The sequence below is a fragment of the Rugamonas sp. DEMB1 genome, from assembly GCF_029834475.1.
Classification (GTDB): domain Bacteria; phylum Pseudomonadota; class Gammaproteobacteria; order Burkholderiales; family Burkholderiaceae_D; genus Rugamonas; species Rugamonas rubra.
Genome location: NZ_CP122407.1, coordinates 6,621,844 through 6,642,061 on the forward strand (window position 1 = coordinate 6,621,844; position 20,218 = coordinate 6,642,061).

Genomic DNA, 20,218 nt, shown 5'->3' on the forward strand with positions numbered 1-20,218 from the left:
ACCTGTGCGAAAAAGGAGGGAAGCATGAACATCTTGCTGGGCTTGTTGTTGTTGCTGTTGTTGCTGTTGTTGGCCGGCGGCTACGCCGTCCACCGCAGCGACTTGGTCGCCGTGTTGCGGGCCCTGCCCGACAGCAACGCGGATTTTCAGGAACCTACCGAGGAAGGAGAGCAACCATGACGCAGGACATCACGTTCTATTTCGATTTCGCCTCGCCCTACGCCCACTTCGCCGCCCGGCGCATCGACGCGCTGGCGGCGGCGCGCCAAGCCTGGACGGCGCGCCGTGGCGCGCCGTCCAAACCTCTAGCGCCGCCGGCCGGACTTACTGGCCGTTGACGATTCGCGCGATGGTCGCGTCGACCACGCTCTGGAACGCCGCCACGTCGGTCGAACTACCCACCTGGGCGAGCATGGCGCGCGCCTTGGCGGCGGCGGCGTCGTTGCTGTAGGCGCCGATCTCCGGCGCCAGGTCCAGCGACTTGGTGAAGTTGACGGCCACCTCGGCCTTCTTATTCACCGTCACGCCGTCGGCGTTCGGCATGCCGCCGGCCATGATGGACAAGGCCGCCGCACCACGGCTCAGGCTGCCATTGTTGATGACGTTGACCCAGAACGCCAGGCCGCCGGCGTCGGGCTGGCGGTTGAACAGGTTGCGGTAGATCGCCGAGACGAAGGCGGTGTTGTCGCCGCCGTACAGGGCGTTCGACTCGGCGCTGTTGCCGAAGCTGTCGATCAGCCCTTTGACGGTCGGGTTGGTCGAATAGGCCTTTTCCAGGTCGACGATATTGCTTGGCGCGCCGGCGTTCTTCAGGCCGTCGGCGAACCAGTACAGGCCGTTCGGATCGGCCGGCCGGCCGAAGTAGCCCAGATACACCTGCTGGGTCACCAGCCGGTAGGTCGGGTTCGGCACCAGGCCGTTCAGCGCGCCGAACAGGTTCAGGCGCGGCTTGCTGACGCCGTTGCGCGGGTCGGTGACGATCGGGCCGGAGGCGAGCAGGCGGTTCACGCCGTCCTGCACGCTGTCGGTCGGCGCGGCGTTGGCGCCGCGCAGCACGGCGAGGGCGCCGGCCACGTGCGGCGTGGCCTGCGAGGTGCCGTCCATGGTCCAGCCGCCCGCCGCGATGCCGACGCCCGGCGCCAGCAAGGTCACCAGATTGCTGCTGTTGGAGAAGCAGGCGACGGTGTTGGCGTTGCGCGCCGCGTCGGTGCAGATGCCGTAGTTGACGCCGCCGGGGAGGTTGCTGTCGTAGATAGCGCCGACCGCGACCGCCCCCGGCACGCAGGCGGGGAAGGAGACGCCGTCGGTGTAGTTGTTGTTGCCGGCGGCGACCACCGGGGCGATGCGCGCGTTGCGCAGGCGGGTGAAGGCGTCGACCAGGGCCGCCTCGGCGCCGCTGCCGGTCTGGCCAGCGCCGCAGGCGCTGGTGGCCTTGCGGCCGCCGAAGCTCATGTTGGCGGCGACGATGTTGTACGCGTCGCGGTTGACCAGCGCCCAGTCGATGCCGCTGGCGGCCGCCTCGAGGCTGACCCCGCCGCTGCTGTTCACCACGTCGATCGAGGCGACGCGCGCGCCACCGGCCACGCCGACGATGATGCCGGCCACGTTGGAGCCGTGCTGATGGACCTTGAAGTTGCCGGTGCCCATGGGGATGGTCGCGGCGATGCGGCAGCGGGCCGGCACGCCGGGGCTGGTGCAGCCGCCGAACGCCGGCTGGCTGATGTCGACGCCGCCGTCGAGGGTCACCACGGTGGTGCCGGCGCCGCCGCGACCGGCCGTGGCGGCTTCGGGCTGCTGGATCGCCGGCAGGCTCTGCTCAAGGTTCAACTGCATCGTGATGTTCTCCACCACCAGCTTGACGTCGGCGTGGTTGATCAGCTTGACCAGCGCGGCGCGGCTGGCGACGCGCACGAAGGCCCAGGGCATGGCCTTGTATTCATGGTTGAATTCGATATCGCTCGAATTCAACTCGGCGCGCACGCGCTTGCGGGTGGCCTGGTAGGCGCTGCTTTGCATCGACAGCCGTTCGGCGTGGTTGCTGCTGACGGCGGCGCGGGCCGGCGCCTCGTCCTTGAAGACGACGATGAACTCGTTCGATTCGCTGTCGAGCAGGCGCTCGAGGTGGGCGCGGTCGGCTTTGGCGACGGCGCTGGCCGACAGGGCCGTGCGCGCCTGCGTCTTGCTGAGCGTGACGGCGGCGGCCTTCGACGCCGCGCCGAACGGATTGCTGAGGATGGAGCCGGACGTCTGGGCGTGGGCCAGCGAGGCGAGGGCGAGGGAGGCTGCAAGGACGGAGAACTGTAGGCTTGGTTTCATCAACGACTCTTCAAAAAGGAGATTGAATGTCCCAGCTATTCCTGCCGACCCTACCGCATGACCGGCAAAAATTCGATGAGAATGACGTGGCCCCTTGCTTTGGGCCAAATCAATTGTATTGTCGTTAATCTAAATTTTCCAGTTTACTAATGCTTTTTGCTCAATATGTTGTTTTTTGAAATGTTTCCATGGCGGACGGGCGGCCCGCCCGCCCGTCCGCCCGCCGTCCGCTAGACCAGCAGCGGGCCGAGGTACTTGCCGGTCACGCTCTGCTGATTGGCCGCCACCTCCTCCGGCGTGCCGCTGGCGATGATCTGGCCGCCGCCGGCGCCGCCCTCGGGCCCAGGTCGACGATCCAGTCGGCGGTCTTGATGACGTCCAGGTTGTGCTCGATGATGACCAGGGTGTTGCCCTGGTCGCGCAGGCGGTGGATCACCTTCAGCAGCAGGTCGATGTCGTGGAAGTGCAGGCCGGTGGTCGGCTCGTCGAGGATGTACAGGGTGCGTCCGGTGTCGCGCTTGGACAACTCCAGCGACAGCTTGACGCGCTGCGCCTCGCCGCCCGACAAGGTGGTGGCGCTCTGCCCCAGCTTGATGTAGCCCAGGCCGACGTCGAGCAGGGTGTGCAGCTTGCGCGCGATCAGCGGCACCGGCTTGAAGAACTCGTGCGCGTCCTCCACCGTCATGTCGAGGATCTCGGTGATGTTCTTGCCCTTGTAGTGGACCTCCAGCGTTTCGCGGTTGTAGCGCTTGCCGTGGCAAACGTCGCAGGGCACGTAGACGTCGGGCAGGAAGTGCATCTCCACCTTGATGACGCCGTCGCCCTGGCAGGCCTCGCAGCGGCCGCCCTTGACGTTGAACGAGAAGCGGCCGGCGCTGTAGCCGCGCTCCTTGGCCGTCGGCACGCCGGCGAACAGGTCGCGGATCGGCGTGAACAGGCCGGTGTAGGTGGCCGGATTCGAGCGCGGCGTGCGGCCGATCGGCGCCTGGTCGACGGCGATCACCTTGTCGAAATGTTCCAGGCCGCTGATCGAATCGTGCGGCGACGGCTCGGTCTGCGAACCGTACAGGTGGCGCGACAGCGCCGGGTACAGCGTGTCGTTGATCAGCGAGGACTTGCCCGAGCCGGACACGCCGGTCACGCAGGTCATCAGGCCGACCGGCAGGCTCAGGGTGACACCCTTCAGGTTGTTGCCGGTGGCGCCGGTGATCAGCAGTTGCTTGTCCGGGTCGCAGGCGCGGCGCTTCTCCGGCACGGCGATCTTCAGCGTGCCGTTCAGGTATTGCGCCGTCAGCGATTCCTTGCTTTTCAGGATGTCCTTCAGCGTGCCCTGGGCGATGATGTCGCCGCCGTGCACGCCGGCGCCCTTGCCCATGTCGACCACGTAGTCGGCGGTGCGGATGGCGTCCTCGTCGTGCTCGACCACCAGCACGCTGTTGCCGATGTCGCGCAGATGCTTCAGCGTTTCGATCAGGCGGTCGTTGTCGCGCTGGTGCAGGCCGATCGACGGCTCGTCGAGCACATACATCACGCCGGTCAGGCCGGAGCCGATCTGCGAGGCCAGGCGGATGCGCTGTGCCTCGCCGCCGGACAGGGTGTCGGCGCTACGGTCGAGCGACAAATAGTCCAGTCCCACGTTGTTGAGGAACTTCAGGCGCGAGATGATCTCCTTGACCACGCGGTCGGCGATCTCCTTCTTGGCGCCCTTCAGTTTCAGCTGCTCGAAGAAGCTCAGCGTTTCGCGCAGCGGCTTGGCGGCGATCTCGTAGATGGCCGTTTCCTGCTTGCCGGTGCCCACCTTGACGAAGCGCGCCTCGACGCGCAGACGGGCGCCGTGGCAGGACGGGCATTGCTTCTCGTTGATGAACTTGGCCAGCTCCTCCTTCACCGCCATCGAATCGGTCTCGCGGTAGCGGCGCGACAGGTTGGTGACCACGCCTTCGAAGGTGTGCTCCTTGATGACGGTGCGGCCGCGCTCGTTGACGTAGGCGAAGGGGATCAGCTGCTTGCCCGAGCCGTGCAGAATCACCTGCTGGGCGGCGGCGGGCAGTTGCTCGTAGGGCAGGTCGAGGTCGAACTCGTAGAAGGCCGCCAGGTTCGACAGCATCTGGAAGTAGAACTGGTTGCGCCGGTCCCAGCCCTTCACCGCGCCGGAGGCCAGCGACAGGTTAGGGAAGGCGACGATGCGTTTCGGATCGAAGAACTCGATGTGGCCCAGGCCGTCGCACTCGGGGCAGGCGCCCATCGGATTGTTGAACGAGAACAGGCGCGGCTCCAGCTCCTGCAGCGAATAGCCGCAGGCGTTGCAGGCGAACTTGTTGGAGTAGACGTGCTCCTTGGTCGAGTCCATCTCCAGCGCCACGGCGCGGCCGTCGGCCAGGCGCAGCGCCGTCTCGAAGCTTTCCGCCAAGCGCTGCTTGATCTCGGCGTTGACCTTGACCCGGTCGATCACCACGTCGATGGTGTGCTTCTCGGTCTTCTTCAGCTTGGGCAGGTCGTCGACCTCGTAGATCTTCGCCTCGTGGGTGCCGCTCTGCACGCGGAAGCGCACGAAGCCCTGCGCCTGCATCTGCTCGAACAGGTCGGCGTGCTCGCCCTTGCGGTTGGCCACCACCGGCGCCAGGATCATCAGCTTGGTGCCCTCGGGCATGGCCAGCACGGCATCGACCATCTGCGACACCGACTGCGCCGCCAGCGGATTTTCCGGGTGGTCGGGGCAGTAGGGCGTGCCGACGCGGGCGTACAGCAGGCGCAGGTAGTCGTGGATTTCGGTGACGGTGCCCACCGTCGAGCGCGGATTGTGCGAGGTGGCCTTCTGCTCGATGGAAATGGCCGGCGACAGGCCCTCGATCAGGTCGACGTCGGGCTTCTCCATCAACTGCAGGAACTGGCGGGCGTAGGCGGACAGGGATTCGACATAGCGGCGTTGGCCTTCGGCATACAGGGTGTCAAAGGCGAGCGAGGACTTGCCCGAGCCGGACAGACCGGTGATGACGATCAGCTTGTTGCGCGGCAAATCCAGATTGATGTTCTTCAGATTGTGCGTGCGGGCGCCGCGAATGCGAATTTGTTCCATGTTTTGCCTTGCTTTCAAGAGGTGGTGCGAGGCCGGCGCGCGCTAAAAAGAGCGATAACGGGGCCAAAACGGGTCAACCTGACACTATAGCTGGCTTTCAATACTTGCGCGTGATGCCAGACCGGCCACAGCGGGACAGGGCAATGCGCGCCGATTTGACGCAGCTCTTGAGGGTGACGATAAATACTGTATATAATACCAGTATTCCGCTATACAGTTTCGCCGTGAACACAAATTTTGGCGCTGCCGGGCCGCGTCCGGCAGGTCGATATTTGGTCGCCTCGGCGGTGCCTTGGCATATAATCGCGGTTTAGCATTTACTAAACAGCCCGCCCACGGCGGCCGCCGTTATTCAGGAGTTTTTACATGGCATCAGTCAACAAAGTCATCATCGTCGGCAATCTGGGTCGCGATCCGGAAATTCGCTACATGCCTAGCGGTGACGCGATCGCCAACATCGCGGTGGCGACCTCGTACAAGTCGAAAGACCGCAACACCGGCGAGCAGAAAGAGCTCACCGAATGGCACCGCATCTCCTTCTTCGGCCGCCTGGCTGAAATCGTCGGCCAGTACCTGAAAAAAGGTTCCTCGGTCTACGTCGAAGGCCGCCTGCAGACCCGCAAGTACACCGACAAAGACGGCGTCGAGAAATACGCGACCGACATCATCGCCGAGCAGATGCAAATGCTGGGTGGCCGTCAAGGCATGGGTGGTGGCGACGGCATGGACGACGGCGGCGGTTACGACGCCCCGGCGCCTAGCCGTCCGGCCCCGCCGCCGCGTCCGCAGCAGCAAGCCCCGGCCCCGCGCCCAGCGCCGAAGCCGGCGCCGAACTTCTCGGACATGGATGACGACATCCCGTTCTGATACCGAGTCAATTTGATTCTGTAAAAGAAACCCTGTAACTCGCTGAAGTTACAGGGTTTTTTTGTATTTAGGACAATATGGGAAGTCCAGTATTTCTTCATTAGGTACACTTTTACCCTACATATTATTAGGGTATGATGCAACTTGGACTGCAGTCCTACTGCCTGTTGGATTGAGGACTTTCGTAATGAACAAGGTCGAGGCCATCAACAAACTTGCCATGCTGGATCGCGTGGGAGCGTACGTTCTCACCAAAGGCGACCTCGCCAAGGCCTTCCCGGACGAGAAGGAGAAGGCCTTCGAGAAGTCACTACAGCGCCTGGTCGCAGATGGGATTCTGCAGCGGGTGGCCAAGGGAATTTACGTGAACGCCATGGCCAGGTCCAAGAAGGGCAACGTCATCGAGGACATCGCCGCAGTGCTTCGCCGGGGACACTTCTCCTATGTGAGCAGAGAGTCAATGCTGTCCGAATATGGTGTCATTTCCCAAGTACCCACCAGCCGCATCACACTCATGACCACGGGGGCGAATGGCTTCTATGAGACTCCGTATGGCACCATCGAGTTCACGCACACGAAGCGCCGGCCGGCAGAACTCATCCAGCGCACGGTCAATGTGCAAGGGCGGCCGTTGCGCATCGCCACCAAGCAGGCTGCGGTGGCCGACCTCATGCGCGCCGGCCGCAATACCAACATGATCGACATGACCGAACTTGCCGATGCCTGAAAATTTCAGAGAGCTGGTCGACGTGGTGATGCAGCAACCCGGTCACACAGCCATGCGCCCCGTAGTGGAGAAGGAAATCCTCCACTACGATATTTTTTACGCCCTTGATGCGGCAGGTTTGCTCAAGGATTTGGTCTTCCAGGGCGGCACCTCGCTGCGCCTGTGTCGCGGCTCGAGTCGCTTCAGCGAAGACCTTGATTTCGCCGGCGGACGCGACTTCACCTCGCAAAAAATGGTCGCCATCAAGGCCTGCCTTGAGAAGCACATCGGTGCACGATACGGGTTGCTGGTCGAGGTCAAGGAGCCGAGGGAGATGGCGACCTCGCCCGACTATGAGAACGTCCGCGTCGACAAGTGGCAGGTGAGCGTTGAAACCTCGCCCAAACAACAGCACCTACCGCGTCAGCGCATCAAGATCGATATCGCCAACGTCCCCGCGCATACACGCGAGTTGCTTCCCCTCCGCCAGAACTATGACTTCCTACGGGGCTATGGCCAGGTGCTGGTCAATGTCGAGACGGTGGACGAAATCCTGGCAGACAAGCTCATCGCCTTTCCCGCCTCTGTCAAAAATATCCGCTACCGCGACATATGGGACATCGCCTGGCTTCAACAGCAGGGCGCCAAGCTGGTTCCGGCGCTCGTCGAGCGCAAGATCGCGGACTACCACATTGAGGACTACGCGCAACTGCTTGGGGATGCGATCGATAGGCTTCCCGGCCTCATCGACGGAAAACCCTTCATTGCCCAGATGACCCGCTTCATCGACGCGGACACGCTCGCGCGGACGCTGCGAGAACCCAAGTTCGCGGAGTACCTCAAGGGTACGGTTGGCCAGATACTCAAAGCGATGGCAGCCCACCTCAACAATACGGGTAACGATGCAGGCCATGGCTTCAGGATGTAGCGGTGACGCCGTTGGTTCCAAACGTCGATAAATAGCAGCGCAACAAAGTCCTGTAACTTATTGAAGTTACGGGGTTTTTTGCTTTCTTGTTGATTTTGCTCAATAAGCGCCGCAATCCGGCTTGAATTGTCGTAATTGCAACCGCTCAGCGCCCCCAAACTGCTATGTTGGTCGGCATTGCACCTTGACCACCATGTGCAAGCCACCCACTCACCCGAAGGGAAGCGCATCATGAGCAAACGGAAAAATACGGTCCTATCGACGATGTTGGGCGCCGTTGGCGCGCTGCTGTTGTCGGCCATGCCGGTCTGCGCCAGCGCCGCCGGCGCGCCGGCCTTGCTATCGTATGGGGCGGTCAAGCCTACCGTCGCCGGCATCTCGTCGGGCGGCTTCATGGCGGTGCAAATGTCGATCGCCTATTCGCAGACCTTCACCGGCGCGGCGGTGTTCGCCGGCGGGCCTTACTACTGCGCGGTGGCCAATGTCGACGTCGCCACCACTACCTGCATGCAGAACAATCCGGCGATCAACCACACCGGCCTCAATGTCCTCGAGACGGACACCACCTTGTGGGCCAGCAGCGGCTGGATCGACCCGACCAGCAACTTGGCGCAGCAGAAAATCTACCTGTATTCCGGCACCAACGACACGGTGGTGGTGCAGCCCGTCGTCACCTGGTTGCAGACCTACTACCAGCACTATACGTCCGCCGGCAACATCGCCTACAACAACAAGTCCGCCGCCGAGCATTCCTGGGTGACCTGGAAGGCGGCCACCGGCGGCACCTGGAGCGGCAGCGGGCCGAACACCGTGGTCAACGCCTGCACCTTCAAGGGCTCGCCCTTCATCAACAACTGCGGCAACGATCCCGAACACGACATGATCAAGCAGATGTACGGCTCGGTCGTCGGGCGTGCGGCGACGGCGTCCGGCACCATGGTTCCCTTCGACCAGACGGCCTTCGTGCCCTTCGGCGCGGCCAGCGCCTACAGCGTCGACAACACCGGCTACGTCTACGTGCCGACCTACTGCGCGGCCAACGCCGGCTGCAAGGTGGTTGTCGCGCTGCATGGCTGCCTGCAGGGTTACGGCGTGATCGGCAACGGCTTCATCAACAACAGCGGACTGAACGAGTACGCGGACACCAACAAACTGCTGATCGTCTATCCGCAATTGATCGTTTCGTCCGCCATTCCGTTCAATCCGCAGGGTTGCTGGGACTTCTGGGGCTACACCGGCCCCAGTATCCCTTGCAGAGCGGGGTGCAGCCGGCCATGATCAAGGCCATGGTCGATACGGTGATGGGCGCCCACTACTAGGCCAGTTCGCCGCGAGAGCGGATCAAGAAAAACCCCGGCGGCCGCAGGCTGGCCGGGGTTTTTTCGTAGCTTAATGCGCGATGGCGATCTTGCCGAAGTGGCGGCCGCCGGCGGCCAGTTCGGCATACGCGGCGGCGGTCTCTTCGATGTCGAACACGCGGTCGATCACCGGCACGATGCGGTGCGCGGCGATGGCGCGCGCCGCCTCGGCCAGGTCGGCCACCGATCCGGTGTTGTTGCCGACGATGCGCAGCGCCTTGACGATGATCGGCAGCAGGTCGATCGGCGCCGCCGTGCCGCCGACGAAGCCGACCGTGAACACCGTGCCGCCCACCGCCGCCGCGTTGAGCGAGCGGGCGATGGTGGCGCCGCCCACCGTCTCCACCACCAGGTCGGCGCCGCGCCCGCCGGTCAGCCTCAACACCTCCTCGTCCCAGGCCGGCGTGGCGCGGTAGTTAGTCAGCTGGTCGGCGCCGAGTTGGCGGGCGCGTTCCAGCTTGTCGTCGGACGAGGAGGCCAGGACCACCGTGGCACCGTGCGCCTTGGCGAACTGCAGGGCGAAGATGCTGACGCCGCCCGTGCCCAACACCAGCACCACGGCGCCGGGCCGCAACTGCGCCGAGCGCACGGCGTTCCAGGCCGTGGTCGCGGCGATCGGCAGGGCGGCGCCGTGGACGAAGTCGAGGTGGGCGGGCAGGGCCACCAGGCTGCTGGCGGGCACGGCGACGTACTCGGCCAGCGAGCCGGGCAGGGAGATGCCGCGCAGCGCCGCCACGTTGTGCGGCGTGATGGCGCCGCCCAGCCAGTTCGGCATGAAGTGCGGCACCACGCGCTCGCCCACCTTCCAGCCGTCGACGCCGTCGCCCAGCGCGGCGATCTCGCCGGCGCCGTCGGCCACCGGGATCATGGGGAAGCTGGCGCCGGGGAAGTTGCCGGTGGCGATGGCGACGTCGACAAAGTTCAGGCTGGCGGCGCGCAGGCGCAGCAGCACCTCGCCGCGCGCGGCCTTGGGTTCGGGCAGTTCGGTGCGGCGGAAGGCGTCGAGCGCGGGGGCGGTGAGTTGAATGGCTTTCATGTTTTTTTCTCGGAAGTGGAAAATTGTGGATGGAACTGCCCAACGGCGCGAACAGAAGGTCACCAAGCGAGTGATGTCCTCCGCCTCGTCGAAGTAGCTTGCTTGTGCCGCGTGCAAGCAAGGCTCCAGTGTTATTTAAAATCTATTCGAGATAAACTGCTTGATACTTGAGTGATTTGAAAGCGGGAGTGTTGAATGGATTTGCTCGACAGCATGAAGGTCTACGTCGCGGCGGCCGAAAAAGGCAGCCTCAGCGCCGCCGCCACGGCCTGCGGCATCTCGGCGACGATGGCCGGCAACCATCTGCGCACGCTGGAAAAGCGGTTGGGCATGCGCCTGCTCAACCGCACCACGCGGCGCCAGCACCTGACCGCCTTCGGCGAGGACTACTACCTGCGCTGCAAGGAAATTCTCCGTCTGGTGGCGGAAACCGACGCCCAGGCGCAGCAGATGCAACTGGCGCCGGCCGGCCAGTTGCGCATCAGCGCCCCGGTCACCTTCGGCACCGAGGCGCTGATGCCGGCGCTGCGCGACTACCTCGACCGCTATCCCGACGTCAGCGTCGACGTCGCCCTGTGCGACCGCGTGGTCGACCTGGTCGAGGAGGGCTTCGAGGCGGCCATCCGCATCGGCCAGCTGCCCGACTCGGCGCTGATCGCCAAGCCGCTGGCGCCGTACCGGATGATGATGTGCGCCTCGCCCGACTACCTGGCGCGGCGCGGCACGCCGGCCGTGCCGGAGGATCTCAGCCGCCACGAGTGCCTGTCGTTTGCCCCCTCGGTGCTGGCGCATTGGCGCTTGAGCGACCAGGACGGCACCAGCCGCGTGCCCATTTCGGGCCGCCTGCAGGTCAACCACGGCCAGGCGCTGCGGGTGGCCGCCTTGCATGGCCTGGGCATCGTGCTGCAACCGGCGATTCTGTTGCAGGCCGATGTGCGCGACGGCCGCCTGGTGCGCCTGTTCCCCGAGCATGAGCTGGCCAGCCGGCCGATGAGCGTGGTTTATCTACCGGACCGCTATCGCTCGCCCAAGTTGCGCAGTTTTGTCGATTTTCTGACGGAGCGTTTCCAGGAGAACTAAAACATTTCCCACAATGTGGTGGAAAATTGCTAGGATTGCAATTTTCATTCTTGATAATTTCTCGGCACGGCGGCCCGCCACCGTCTCGCCTCACCATGACAGGAACCGCCTATGAACCGCAGCAAGAAACTCCTCCCGCAGCGCGCCGCCTCGCTGGCCGCCTGTGCCGTCCTGGGGCTGCTGCTGAACGCCTGCGGTGGCGGTGGCGCCGGCGGCAATTCAAGCCCGCCGGTGCCGGTGCCGGTGCCGCCCAACGATACCGAGCGCTGGGTCATCGCGCCGGCGGCCGAGGTGGGCATGGACGGCGCCATGCTCGGCCGCGCCGTCAGCGAGTTGCCGGCGCCGGCTGTGCACGGCATGGCCAGCATGCTGGTGCTGCGCCACGGCAAGCCGGTGCTGGAGCAGTACTGGAACGGCTACAACAAGGACACGCTGCACGACCTGCGCTCGGCCACCAAGAGCATCACCTCGCTGCTGGTCGGCATCGCCATCGACCAGCGCCTGGTCGCCAGCATCGACGATCCGATCAGCAAGTACCTGGGCGCGGCCTATCCGGGCGCACCGGCCCTGAAGCAGAACATCACCCTGGCCAACGTGTTGACGATGAGCAGCGGCCTGGCCTGCGACGACCGCGACGCCGGCTCGCCGGGCAACGAGGACAAGATGTACCCCACCACCGACTGGGTCGGCTTCTTCGTCAACCTGCCGCAGCGCGCCGCGCCCGGCGGCGAGGGCCACTATTGCACCGCCGGCGTGGTGGCGCTGGGGCGCGTGGTCGCCGAGGCGAGCAAGCAGTCGATCCCGGCGTTCGCCAGCGCCGGCCTGTTCAATCCGCTGGGCATCACGCAGGCGCGCTGGGCCGACTTCGACAACCACCGCCAGACCGACACCGGCGGCCACCTGCAACTGCGCCCGCGCGACCTGGCCAAGCTGGGCCAGCTGGTGCTGCAAGGCGGCGTGTGGGAGGGCAAGCAGGTGGTGTCGGCCGACTGGATCGCCCGCTCGACCGGCAAGCAGGCCCTCATCGACAACGGCTGGAAATACGGCTACCTGTGGTGGTTGCACTTCGAGCAGGTGGGCGGCAAGCAGGTGACCATGAGCTTCGCCTGGGGCAACGGCGGGCAGATGATCTTCATCATCCCCGAGGCGGACCTGGTGGTCGTCTTCACCGGCGAGAACTACAACTCGGACAAGGCCGAGCGGCCCTTCGACATCCTGCGCAACTACGTGCTGCCGGCCATACAGAAGCCCTGATTTGTCGCTATCATGCGGGGCGAGGGCGGCAGCGGCCGCCCGTGGACACAGGAAAGGGTGCCGATGATGGCGGAATTTGAAAAGTGGTTGGCCCGGGTGCTGTTGTTGAACGGCGTGTTGACCGTCGCCGTGGTGTTCGGCCTGCTCGGGCCGGCGCACGAGGACGGCGCGCTGGCCGGGCTGGTGTTGGCCGCCGCGCTCGGTTGCGTGTCGGCGGCGCTGTGCCTGCGCGGGCGCGCCGCCGGCCTGTGGGGGGGCGTGTTGTACTACGGCCTGCAAGTGCTCAGCTACTATCCGCACGACGGCGGGCGCGCCTTCAGCGTCAAGGCCGGCACCAGTATCGGCGTGGTGCTGCAGTTGCACGGCGCCACGCTGGTACTCAATCTGATCGCCGCCACCCTGTTGGCGGCGACCGCGCTGGTGCTGGTCCGCCGTCGCTCGGCGGCGCCGACACGGCCGTGAACGGGTGTTGTAGGATCGTCTTTTTACGGCCTGAAATATTATCTAAAAGTCATTAATGAGCTTACAATAACTCTCAAGCCAGCTATCCTTGGGAGTGTCAGCATGAAGAGAATGATCGTCGTGTCGTTGCTGTTGTTGCTGTCGAACCAGTGCTTGGCGGCCAGCTTGACGCCGCAGGAACAGGACATGCTGACCAGCCTGCGCGAGTTGTACAGCAAGCAGATCGGCCGCCAGCCGACGCCCGAGGAGGAGCAGAAGATGCTCGAGCAGTGGCGCGCGACGAGTTTGAACATGCTGGCCCGACTGGGCGGCCTGGCCAGCCTGGCCAACGGCGGCGCGCAGCAAGCCGCCGCGCAACAGGGCTATCCGGCGCAGCAGCAGCAGGGCTTTGCCGCGCAGCCGGCCGGCGCCGGCGCCAGCATCACCGAGGAGGCGCTGGCGCAAAGGCTGGCCGCGCTCGGCCCGGCCAAGCCCAACCTGAAGATCGAGGGCGCGCGCGACGGCTTTGAAGATAGGCGGCGCCACCTTCCTCGATCCGGAAGGGCAGATCAAGACCTACGCCTACGACGTGCTGAGCGGCGACATCAGCTACACCGTGCGCACCGGCGACGGCCTGAGCTACAAATACCTGCGCGCCGGCAGCGACGCCGAACCGGTCACCTTCGCCACCGGCCGCCAGTCCGGCGCCGGCTGGCAGGTCAACACCGTCACCGGCAAGACCTTCAGCGGCGACACGGCGATGCCCTTGGCGCGCGGCTTCATCGTGGCGCGCGCCGGCTCGCTGTTCCGCTACGAGCCGGGCAAGGGCGCCAAGGGCGCCGCCGTACCGGAGGGTTGGAATGTCACGCCCTTCCAGCGCGGCAACGTCGGCGTGACGCGCTACGTGATGCTCGAGCGCGCCAAGCCGGCCGACGAAACGCGCGGCAGCCTGGCCTCTGTGATCAACTCCTTCAAGAGCCTGGGCGCGGTGGCCGGCTTGTCCAACAAGGAGGACTACGCGTTGATGAACCTGGACAGCGGCAAGCTGCACCTGCTCAACGTGCAGGTCAGCGGCAAGAACCGCACGGTGATGGGCAACTGCCAGAAGCGCAACAACTTCGTCAACGACTGCGCCTCGATGGCCAGCTTCGAGTCGCTCTACAGCGACACCGGCCGCAACTTCGGCCACTACTACTGGAAGGCCGACTGGTACGCCACGCCGTCCGGCCCGATCGCGGTGACGATGGAGAACGGCGTGGCCGACGTCTACGTGCTCGACCTGGAGTCGGGCAAGAAGGTGTCGGCCTTCCATCGCGGCCTGGGCATCAGCACCATGGACGTGGCCCAGGCGCCGGACGGCACGGTGGCGATCAAGGCCAACTGGGCCTTCGAGGACCACCAGCTCGACGACGCGGCGAAGTTCCTGCGCGAAAGCACGGCCGTGGCCGAGTCCGAAACGACCCAGCGCTGAGCCGCGCCGGCCGGCGGCGGCGCGGCCGCCAGCCGGCGCCATGCGCTCGCTCAACTGAGCCTTTCGGCCAGATTGGCAGAAATGTCATAAAATGCCCGGATTCGTTGCTCACCGGACACGGTCCTCCTCATGACATCTCGCAAGCACCTCGCCGCCGCCGCCGTAGTGGCCGTGGCCGCCCTCGGCGCCGCCGCCTTCCTCTACCTGAAAACCCCGCCGCCGGCCGGCGCGGCCGGCAGCGCCGCCAGCCAGCCGGGCAGCGCGCAAAACGTGCCGCCGGCGCTGCTCGACCTGCTCGCCGCCCACCGCAAGATCATCGTCCTGCTGGCCGACGAGCAGAGCATGAGCGCCGCCGACAAGCAGGCCGCCAGCCAGGTCGGCCAGTCGCTGTTCCACGAGAACCTGGAGCGCCTGGCCGCCATCGAGCTGCAGCTGCGGCAGATGCGCGCCCTGCCGGCGGCCCAGCGCGACGCCGCCACCGACGCCATGCTGGCCTGGATCGAGTCGGCCGCCGACCTGTACGACGCCGACCGCCTGGCCTTCCGCGAAGTGCTGCTGAGCCTGCAAAAGCTGGCCGCCGCCGACCAGACGCTGCCGGCCATCAAGCTGCACAAGCGGGTCGGCGAAGACCTCGCCGCGCTGGAGGACATCGAGAAGCAGTACGACAAGGAGCTCAAGGACATCTTCGGCCGCTTCGACAGCCGCGCCATCGTGCCCAAGCGCGAGCGCTGGGACGACTACGTCGCCCATCTGCGCAAGCTGTACAGCCGTGAGCAGATCATGAAGGACTACGGCGTCATCGTGCCCTACGCCGAGCCGCCGGCCGCCGCCGGCGACGGCGCGGCGTCCGCGTCGGCAGCGGCGTCCGCATCGGCCTCCACCGCCGCAGCGGCGCCGGCGCCGGGCAAGGAGATCTTCGGCAACGCGCTGCCGCCCAAGACCGTGGTGCTGACCTTCGACGACGGTCCGCACGGCAGCTACACCGAGGAGATCGCCGCCATCCTCAAGCAATACAACGTGCCCGGCGTGTTCTTCCAGGTCGGCCGCAACCTGGGCAAGCTCGACGCCCAAGGCAAGGAGATCCCCGGCAAGTCCGCCGCCACCAGCCGCCAACTGCTCGACGCCGGCCACGCCGTCGGCAACCACAGCTACAGCCACGCCCTGCTGTCCAAGCAGAGCGGCGACCAGCTGTACGGCGAGATCGCCCACACCGACCAGATGCTCAAGTCGGTCGACGCGCGCCGCTCGAGCCTGTTCCGCTTCCCCTACGGCGCCCACAACGCCGACGCCTGGCCATCCTGGCCAAGCTGGGCCTGCGCTCGGTGATGTGGAACGTCGACTCGCTCGACTGGGCCGACCCGGTGCCCAACTCGATCGCCAACCGCGTGCTGACCACGCTGGGCAAGGAGCAGCGCGGCATCGTGCTGTTCCACGACATCCACGCCCGCAGCGTCAAGGCGCTGCCGATGGTGCTCGACAAGCTGATCGCCGACGGCTACAGCTTCGCCGGCTGGAACGGCAGCGAGTTCACCGTGGCGCGCGGCGCCAAGCCGGAGCCGGACAAGGTGGCGCCGAGCAGCGGCTACGCCAACAGCTACGCCGTGGTGATCGGCGTCAACGATTACCAGAAGTGGCCCAAGCTGCAGTACGCCGTGCAGGACGCCAACGCCATCCGCGACACCCTGGTGACCCGCTTCGGCTTCGACCGCAACAAGGTCTTCTCGCTGAGCAACGGCGAGGCCACCCGCAACAACATCCTGGCGGTGTTCCACGACAAGCTGGCCGACGCCCAGTTGAAGAAGGACGACCGCGTCTTCGTCTTCTTCGCCGGCCACGGCGCCACCCGCCAGCTCAGCTCGGGGCGCAACCTGGGCTACATCATCCCGGTCGACTCCGACCCCAACCAGGTCAGCGTCGACGCCATTCCGATGACCGACCTGCAGAACATCGCCGAGAGCCTGAACGCCAAGCACGTGCTGTTCCTGATGGACGCCTGCTACAGCGGGCTGGGCCTGACGCGCGGCGGCGGCAACGCCGCCTTCCTGCGCGACAACGCGCGGCGCATGGGCCGGCAGATGCTGACGGCCGGCGGCGCCGACCAGATGGTGGCCGACGGCGGCCCCGGCGGCCATTCGGTGTTCACCTGGACGGTGTTGCAGGCGCTGGGCGGCAAGGCCGACCTGAACGGCGACGGCGTCATCACCGCCACCGAGCTGGCCGCCTACGTGGCGCCGGCGGTGGCCAGCGTGTCGCAACAGACGCCGGCCTTCGGCAGCCTGCCCGGTTCCGAGGGCGGCGAGTTCGTCTTCCAGCTGCCGGTCGAGGCCGAGTTCCTCAGCGCCCAGACGGGCCAGCTGTCGAGCGAGGCGATCGCCCTCAACAGCAAGCTCGACACCGGGCGCCAGCAGCAGGCCGAGGGCAAGGCGGTGGTGCTGAAGAACCTGCAGGGCGGCGAGCTGAAGATCGAGGCGGCCAAGCCGGTCGACGCCTCGGCCCGCCAGCTGGCGCAGCGCGCCAACGACAAGGGCTTGCAGCTGTACAAGGAGAAGCAGTACGCCCAGGCCGAGGCGGCCTTCACCGAGGCGCTCAAGTTCCGTCCCGACTTCGGCCTGGCCGCCAACAACCTCGGCTTCGTCTTCTACAAGCAGGAGAAGTACGCCGAGGCGGCGCGCTGGTTCGAGAACACCCTGCAGATCGACACCTCGCGCGCCATCGCCTACCTCAACCTGGCTGACGCGCGCATGCGCCTGGGCGAGGCCGACAAGGCGAAAAAGGCCTACACCAGCTTCATCGAGCTGGCGCCCAACCACGCCAACGCCGGCTACGCCCGCGAGCAGCTGAAGAAGCTCGGCTGAGGACGCCGGGCTGAGGCCGGCGCGGCCGCCGCCGTCCCGGCCATGGCGCGGGACGGCGCTCCGCTCAGGCGGGCGGGCGCAGGAACTGCTGGCTGAGGAAGTTGGCGATGCGGGTCTGGGTGCCGTCCAGGTAGGGGATGTTCATGTGGTCGGAGTCGGGCACGGTCTCGTCGGCGTGCAGGCGGCCCAGGCGGGCCACCAGCTGGTCGGTGTGCGAGTGCGGCACGATGTCGTCGCTGGCGGCGCGCAGCACGTAGGTCGGCGCCATCAGGGCGGCGGCGTACTTGACCGATTCGAAGCGGTGGCGCAGCACGTATTCGATCGGCAACGCGCGGAAGCGCCGCTTGGCGATCGCCAGCAAGGAGTCGTAGGGCGTGATGAGGACGATGGCGCGGGCGTCGCGCTCCAGCGCCACCTGCACCGCCACGCCCGAGCCCAGGCTGCGGCCGACCACGGCGATGCGGCGCGGGTCGACATGGTGGTGCTGGCCCAGCCAGTCGTACAGCATGCGGCCGTCCTCGACCATGTGGTGCTCGGCCGGGTCGCCGTGCGAGTCGCCGTAGCCGCGGTAGTTGACCGCCAGCACGGCCATGCCGGGGAACAGCTTGCCGGCGTCGCGCGCCACCCACGACACCTCCTCCGAGCGGCCGCCGAAGTACACCACGGCCGGATGCGGCCCCAGCGCGGCCGGCGTCATCAGCCAGCCGGACAGGCGCGTGCCGTCCTTCGAGCGCAGCACGATGGGGCGGGTGCGGTGGCCGCTGCTGGCCGGCCGTTCGACCTCGCGCTTGACGGTGGGATTGAACACCAGGCGGCGCTGGTTGGCCGCCACCGCCGCCGTCATCGCCAGCCACAGCATGCTGGCCACGCCGGCAACCCCGGCCAGTTTTTTCGAGTTATCCATGCGTTCAACTCTACACCCATGGCTGAGATGCGCTGTGCGCTGGCGAACAAAAAAGCCCGCCGAACCCCGCGCCGCCCATGCGCCGCCGGCGCCCCTGTACCGTATTTGCAACGGCGCCGCCGCGCGCCGCGTGGTGCATCCGGCACTGGATATTTCTTTTTGATAATGCGGCAATCCCCTAAACAGGCCATGGCGGGGCGGCCGGCCACCGGCGGGAAGTTGGGTGGCGGCAACGTCCGGCGGCCGCCGTCATCGTCCGGTCATTTCTCTGCGGCAAAGTATCGGGATCGCCGATGTTTCCCCTGTGAATCAAGGCGCGCGGCCGCGGCGGCCGCCGGCGGCGCGTCGCGGCGGCCGCCGCGAAGTGGTTTTTTTGACACTGTTGAGGCCGGCTAAAACTTGTTCGAAAATCAGGTTGCACGCAGGAGACAGGCCGGTAAAAACGTTCTCGTGGGAAATTATTTACGATATACTCGCGGTTCGTATTCCGCCTGTCTCTGGTCCGCCCGGCGACATGCGCAGTGTGCAAGAGGAAATTGCCCTATGTAAACAAGTTTACTTAATGAAAGTGCGGGATTGGTCGCTTTGTACCGAAGCGCGTCGCCATTCCCCTCTTTACCCGAGCGCAATGGACTACAGTGAATTATTGATTTTGAAGCAATAAGATAAAGTTGAAGTTAAGCAAGATCCCGGCTTTCGTTTACTCAAGTTAACTTTTTTGTTGACGTTAAGAATGGAAAGCAGGGCTTTCTTGCGGCCGTCGCTTCGGCATGGCAAATAAAACAGAGTGAAAAATTGGCAATGTGCCAGCGGTAGTGAGGAGGAGCCCCAGGGAGAAGTCCCGCTCGGCTCCGTCTCTTATCTTGACTGAATTCAGGTAGTACCCCCCAAGGAGAATGGAAATGAGCCTCGTAACCAGCATGTCAACCGACCAGATCGCAAGTCTGTCGACCCAAACAATTGCAAGTCTGGCGACTGCTGATATCGCAGGCCTGAACACCGCCCAGTTCCGCGCCCTGACGACCGACCAGGTCGTCGCGCTGAACACCAACCACATCGCGGTGCTCACCACCAACCAGCTGGCCAACGCCATCACCACCGACCAGATCGTCGCGCTGTCGTCCAGCCAGGCCGCCATCCTCAGCTCGGCGCAAGCGTCGGCGCTGTCGACCAGCGCCTTCGCCGCCCTCGAGACGGGCGACTTCGCCGCGCTGAAGACGGCCACCGTCGCCGGCCTGAGCACCAACGCCCTGCGCGCCATGACCACCGACCAGGCCGTCGCGCTGACCACCGCCCAGGCCAACGCGCTGGGCACCGCCCAAGTCGCCTCGCTGAGCACCGGCGTGCTGGCCGCGCTGGAAACGGCCGACCTGGTGGCCATCAAGACCGCCGCCATCGCCGCCCTGCAGACCGCCCAGCTGGTCTCGCTGACCACCGACCAGATCACCAGCCTGAGCAGCGGCCAGATCGGCGCCCTGAGCACCCTGGCCCTGTCGGCCGGCCTGACCACCGACCAGGTGGTGGCCCTGACCTCGAGCCAGATCGCCGTGTTGAACTCGGCCCAGGTCGGCGCCATGGCCACCGCCTCGGTCGCCGCCATCGAGACCGCCGACATCGGCGCGCTCAAGACCGCCGTCATCGCCTCGCTGAAAACCGCCCAGATGGTCTCGCTGACCACCGACCAGATCGCCGCGCTGAGCGCCGTCCAGGCCGCCGCCATCTCGACCGCCAACATGGCCGCGCTGGGCACCGACCAGGTGGTGGCGCTGACCACCGCCCAGGCCGCCGCGCTGAGCTCGCAACAAGTGGCCGCGCTGAGCACCAACGGCATCGCCGCCCTGCAGACCGAGGGCACCTGGCCGCGCTGAAGACCGCCGCCATCGCCGGCCTGTCGACCAACCAGGCCAAGGCCCTGACCACCGACCA

At 65.7% G+C, this 20,218-nt stretch carries 18 protein-coding genes and 1 pseudogene; 14 read left to right on the top strand and 5 right to left on the bottom strand.

All coding sequences use genetic code 11. The features are described 5' to 3' along the window. Window positions 1-24 precede the first annotated feature (24 nt). Together QC826_RS30555 and QC826_RS30560 are read left to right on the top strand one after the other, a co-directional pair. On the top strand, window positions 25-180 hold the full coding sequence (locus QC826_RS30555; RefSeq protein WP_279763769.1) for a hypothetical protein: 156 nt from the start codon (window positions 25-27) through the stop codon (window positions 178-180). Next, window positions 177-338, top strand: coding sequence for a hypothetical protein (locus tag QC826_RS30560; RefSeq protein ID WP_279763770.1), 162 nt, complete (start codon window positions 177-179; stop codon window positions 336-338). Before QC826_RS30555 ends, QC826_RS30560 begins: the two co-directional genes overlap by 4 nt. On the opposite strand, the gene QC826_RS30565 is transcribed toward QC826_RS30560, so the two are convergent. Beyond that, entirely contained in the window at window positions 325-2,316 is a 1,992-nt protein-coding gene (locus tag QC826_RS30565) for a S8 family serine peptidase (RefSeq protein ID WP_279763772.1), read from the bottom strand. The two genes, QC826_RS30560 and QC826_RS30565, sit on opposite strands and share 14 nt — an antisense overlap. Before the next feature lie 230 nt (window positions 2,317-2,546). After that, a pseudogene (gene uvrA, locus QC826_RS30570) lies at window positions 2,547-5,392 on the bottom strand (excinuclease ABC subunit UvrA). Between the two features lie 366 nt (window positions 5,393-5,758). On the opposite strand from uvrA, the gene ssb reads away from it, so the two are divergent. The 4 genes from ssb (at window position 5,759) to QC826_RS30590 (ending at window position 9,171) form a co-directional block, all read left to right on the top strand. Beyond that, the gene (gene ssb / locus QC826_RS30575; RefSeq protein WP_279763773.1) at window positions 5,759-6,259 is read left to right on the top strand and encodes a single-stranded DNA-binding protein; all 501 of its coding nucleotides are present in this window, start codon (window positions 5,759-5,761) and stop codon (window positions 6,257-6,259) included. Between the two features lie 187 nt (window positions 6,260-6,446). Further along, on the top strand, window positions 6,447-6,986 hold the full coding sequence (gene abiEi, locus QC826_RS30580; RefSeq protein ID WP_279763774.1) for a type IV toxin-antitoxin system AbiEi family antitoxin: 540 nt from the start codon (window positions 6,447-6,449) through the stop codon (window positions 6,984-6,986). Further along, window positions 6,979-7,893 (top strand): nucleotidyl transferase AbiEii/AbiGii toxin family protein, encoded by a 915-nt coding sequence (locus tag QC826_RS30585; protein WP_279763775.1) that lies wholly within the window; start codon window positions 6,979-6,981, stop codon window positions 7,891-7,893. The genes abiEi and QC826_RS30585 overlap by 8 nt, the downstream gene beginning before the upstream one ends. Window positions 7,894-8,124: 231 nt before the next feature. Next, entirely contained in the window at window positions 8,125-9,171 is a 1,047-nt protein-coding gene (locus tag QC826_RS30590; protein ID WP_279763776.1) for a PHA-depolymerase-like protein, read from the top strand. Window positions 9,172-9,282: 111 nt separating this feature from the next. Here QC826_RS30590 and QC826_RS30595 read toward each other — a convergent pair whose 3' ends face one another. Continuing rightward, a complete protein-coding gene (locus QC826_RS30595; RefSeq protein WP_279763777.1) occupies window positions 9,283-10,287 on the bottom strand; it encodes a zinc-dependent alcohol dehydrogenase family protein in 1,005 nt (334 codons plus the stop codon). A 195-nt stretch (window positions 10,288-10,482) separates the two neighbouring features. Here QC826_RS30595 and QC826_RS30600 point away from each other — a divergent pair, with 195 nt between their 5' ends. The 3 genes from QC826_RS30600 (at window position 10,483) to QC826_RS30610 (ending at window position 13,083) form a co-directional block, all read left to right on the top strand. After that, a complete protein-coding gene (locus QC826_RS30600) occupies window positions 10,483-11,367 on the top strand; it encodes a LysR family transcriptional regulator (protein ID WP_279763778.1) in 885 nt (294 codons plus the stop codon). 111 nt (window positions 11,368-11,478) lie between these two features. Next, complete coding sequence (locus QC826_RS30605; protein WP_279763779.1) at window positions 11,479-12,621, top strand: serine hydrolase domain-containing protein; 1,143 nt, start codon at window positions 11,479-11,481, stop codon at window positions 12,619-12,621. A 63-nt stretch (window positions 12,622-12,684) separates the two neighbouring features. Then, window positions 12,685-13,083, top strand: coding sequence for a hypothetical protein (locus QC826_RS30610; protein WP_279763780.1), 399 nt, complete (start codon window positions 12,685-12,687; stop codon window positions 13,081-13,083). A gap of 42 nt (window positions 13,084-13,125) precedes the next feature. On the opposite strand, the gene QC826_RS30615 is transcribed toward QC826_RS30610, so the two are convergent. Then, window positions 13,126-13,608, bottom strand: coding sequence for a hypothetical protein (locus tag QC826_RS30615; RefSeq protein ID WP_279763781.1), 483 nt, complete (start codon window positions 13,606-13,608; stop codon window positions 13,126-13,128). Between QC826_RS30615 and QC826_RS30620 the strand changes: the two genes are divergently transcribed. The 3 genes from QC826_RS30620 to QC826_RS30630 all read left to right on the top strand — a co-directional run bounded on the left by QC826_RS30620 (window position 13,589) and on the right by QC826_RS30630 (window position 17,388). Next, window positions 13,589-14,533 carry a hypothetical protein gene (locus QC826_RS30620; protein WP_279763782.1) on the top strand — a complete coding sequence of 315 codons (945 nt, stop codon included), beginning with the start codon at window positions 13,589-13,591 and terminating at the stop codon, window positions 14,531-14,533. The two genes, QC826_RS30615 and QC826_RS30620, sit on opposite strands and share 20 nt — an antisense overlap. 129 nt (window positions 14,534-14,662) lie before the next feature. Beyond that, window positions 14,663-15,859 carry a polysaccharide deacetylase family protein gene (locus QC826_RS30625; RefSeq protein ID WP_279763783.1) on the top strand — a complete coding sequence of 399 codons (1,197 nt, stop codon included), beginning with the start codon at window positions 14,663-14,665 and terminating at the stop codon, window positions 15,857-15,859. Next, window positions 15,859-17,388 (top strand): caspase family protein, encoded by a 1,530-nt coding sequence (locus QC826_RS30630; protein ID WP_279763784.1) that lies wholly within the window; start codon window positions 15,859-15,861, stop codon window positions 17,386-17,388. Before QC826_RS30625 ends, QC826_RS30630 begins: the two co-directional genes overlap by 1 nt. A 64-nt stretch (window positions 17,389-17,452) precedes the next feature. Here QC826_RS30630 and QC826_RS30635 read toward each other — a convergent pair whose 3' ends face one another. Then, window positions 17,453-18,292: an alpha/beta hydrolase gene (locus QC826_RS30635; RefSeq protein WP_279763785.1), complete on the bottom strand. Its 840-nt coding sequence runs from the start codon at window positions 18,290-18,292 to the stop codon at window positions 17,453-17,455. A 223-nt stretch (window positions 18,293-18,515) separates the two neighbouring features. Between QC826_RS30635 and QC826_RS30640 the strand changes: the two genes are divergently transcribed. Continuing rightward, a complete protein-coding gene (locus tag QC826_RS30640) occupies window positions 18,516-18,956 on the top strand; it encodes a hypothetical protein (RefSeq protein WP_279763786.1) in 441 nt (146 codons plus the stop codon). A gap of 238 nt (window positions 18,957-19,194) precedes the next feature. After that, a complete protein-coding gene (locus QC826_RS30645; protein ID WP_279763787.1) occupies window positions 19,195-20,160 on the top strand; it encodes a hypothetical protein in 966 nt (321 codons plus the stop codon). Window positions 20,161-20,218: the final 58 nt, after the last annotated feature.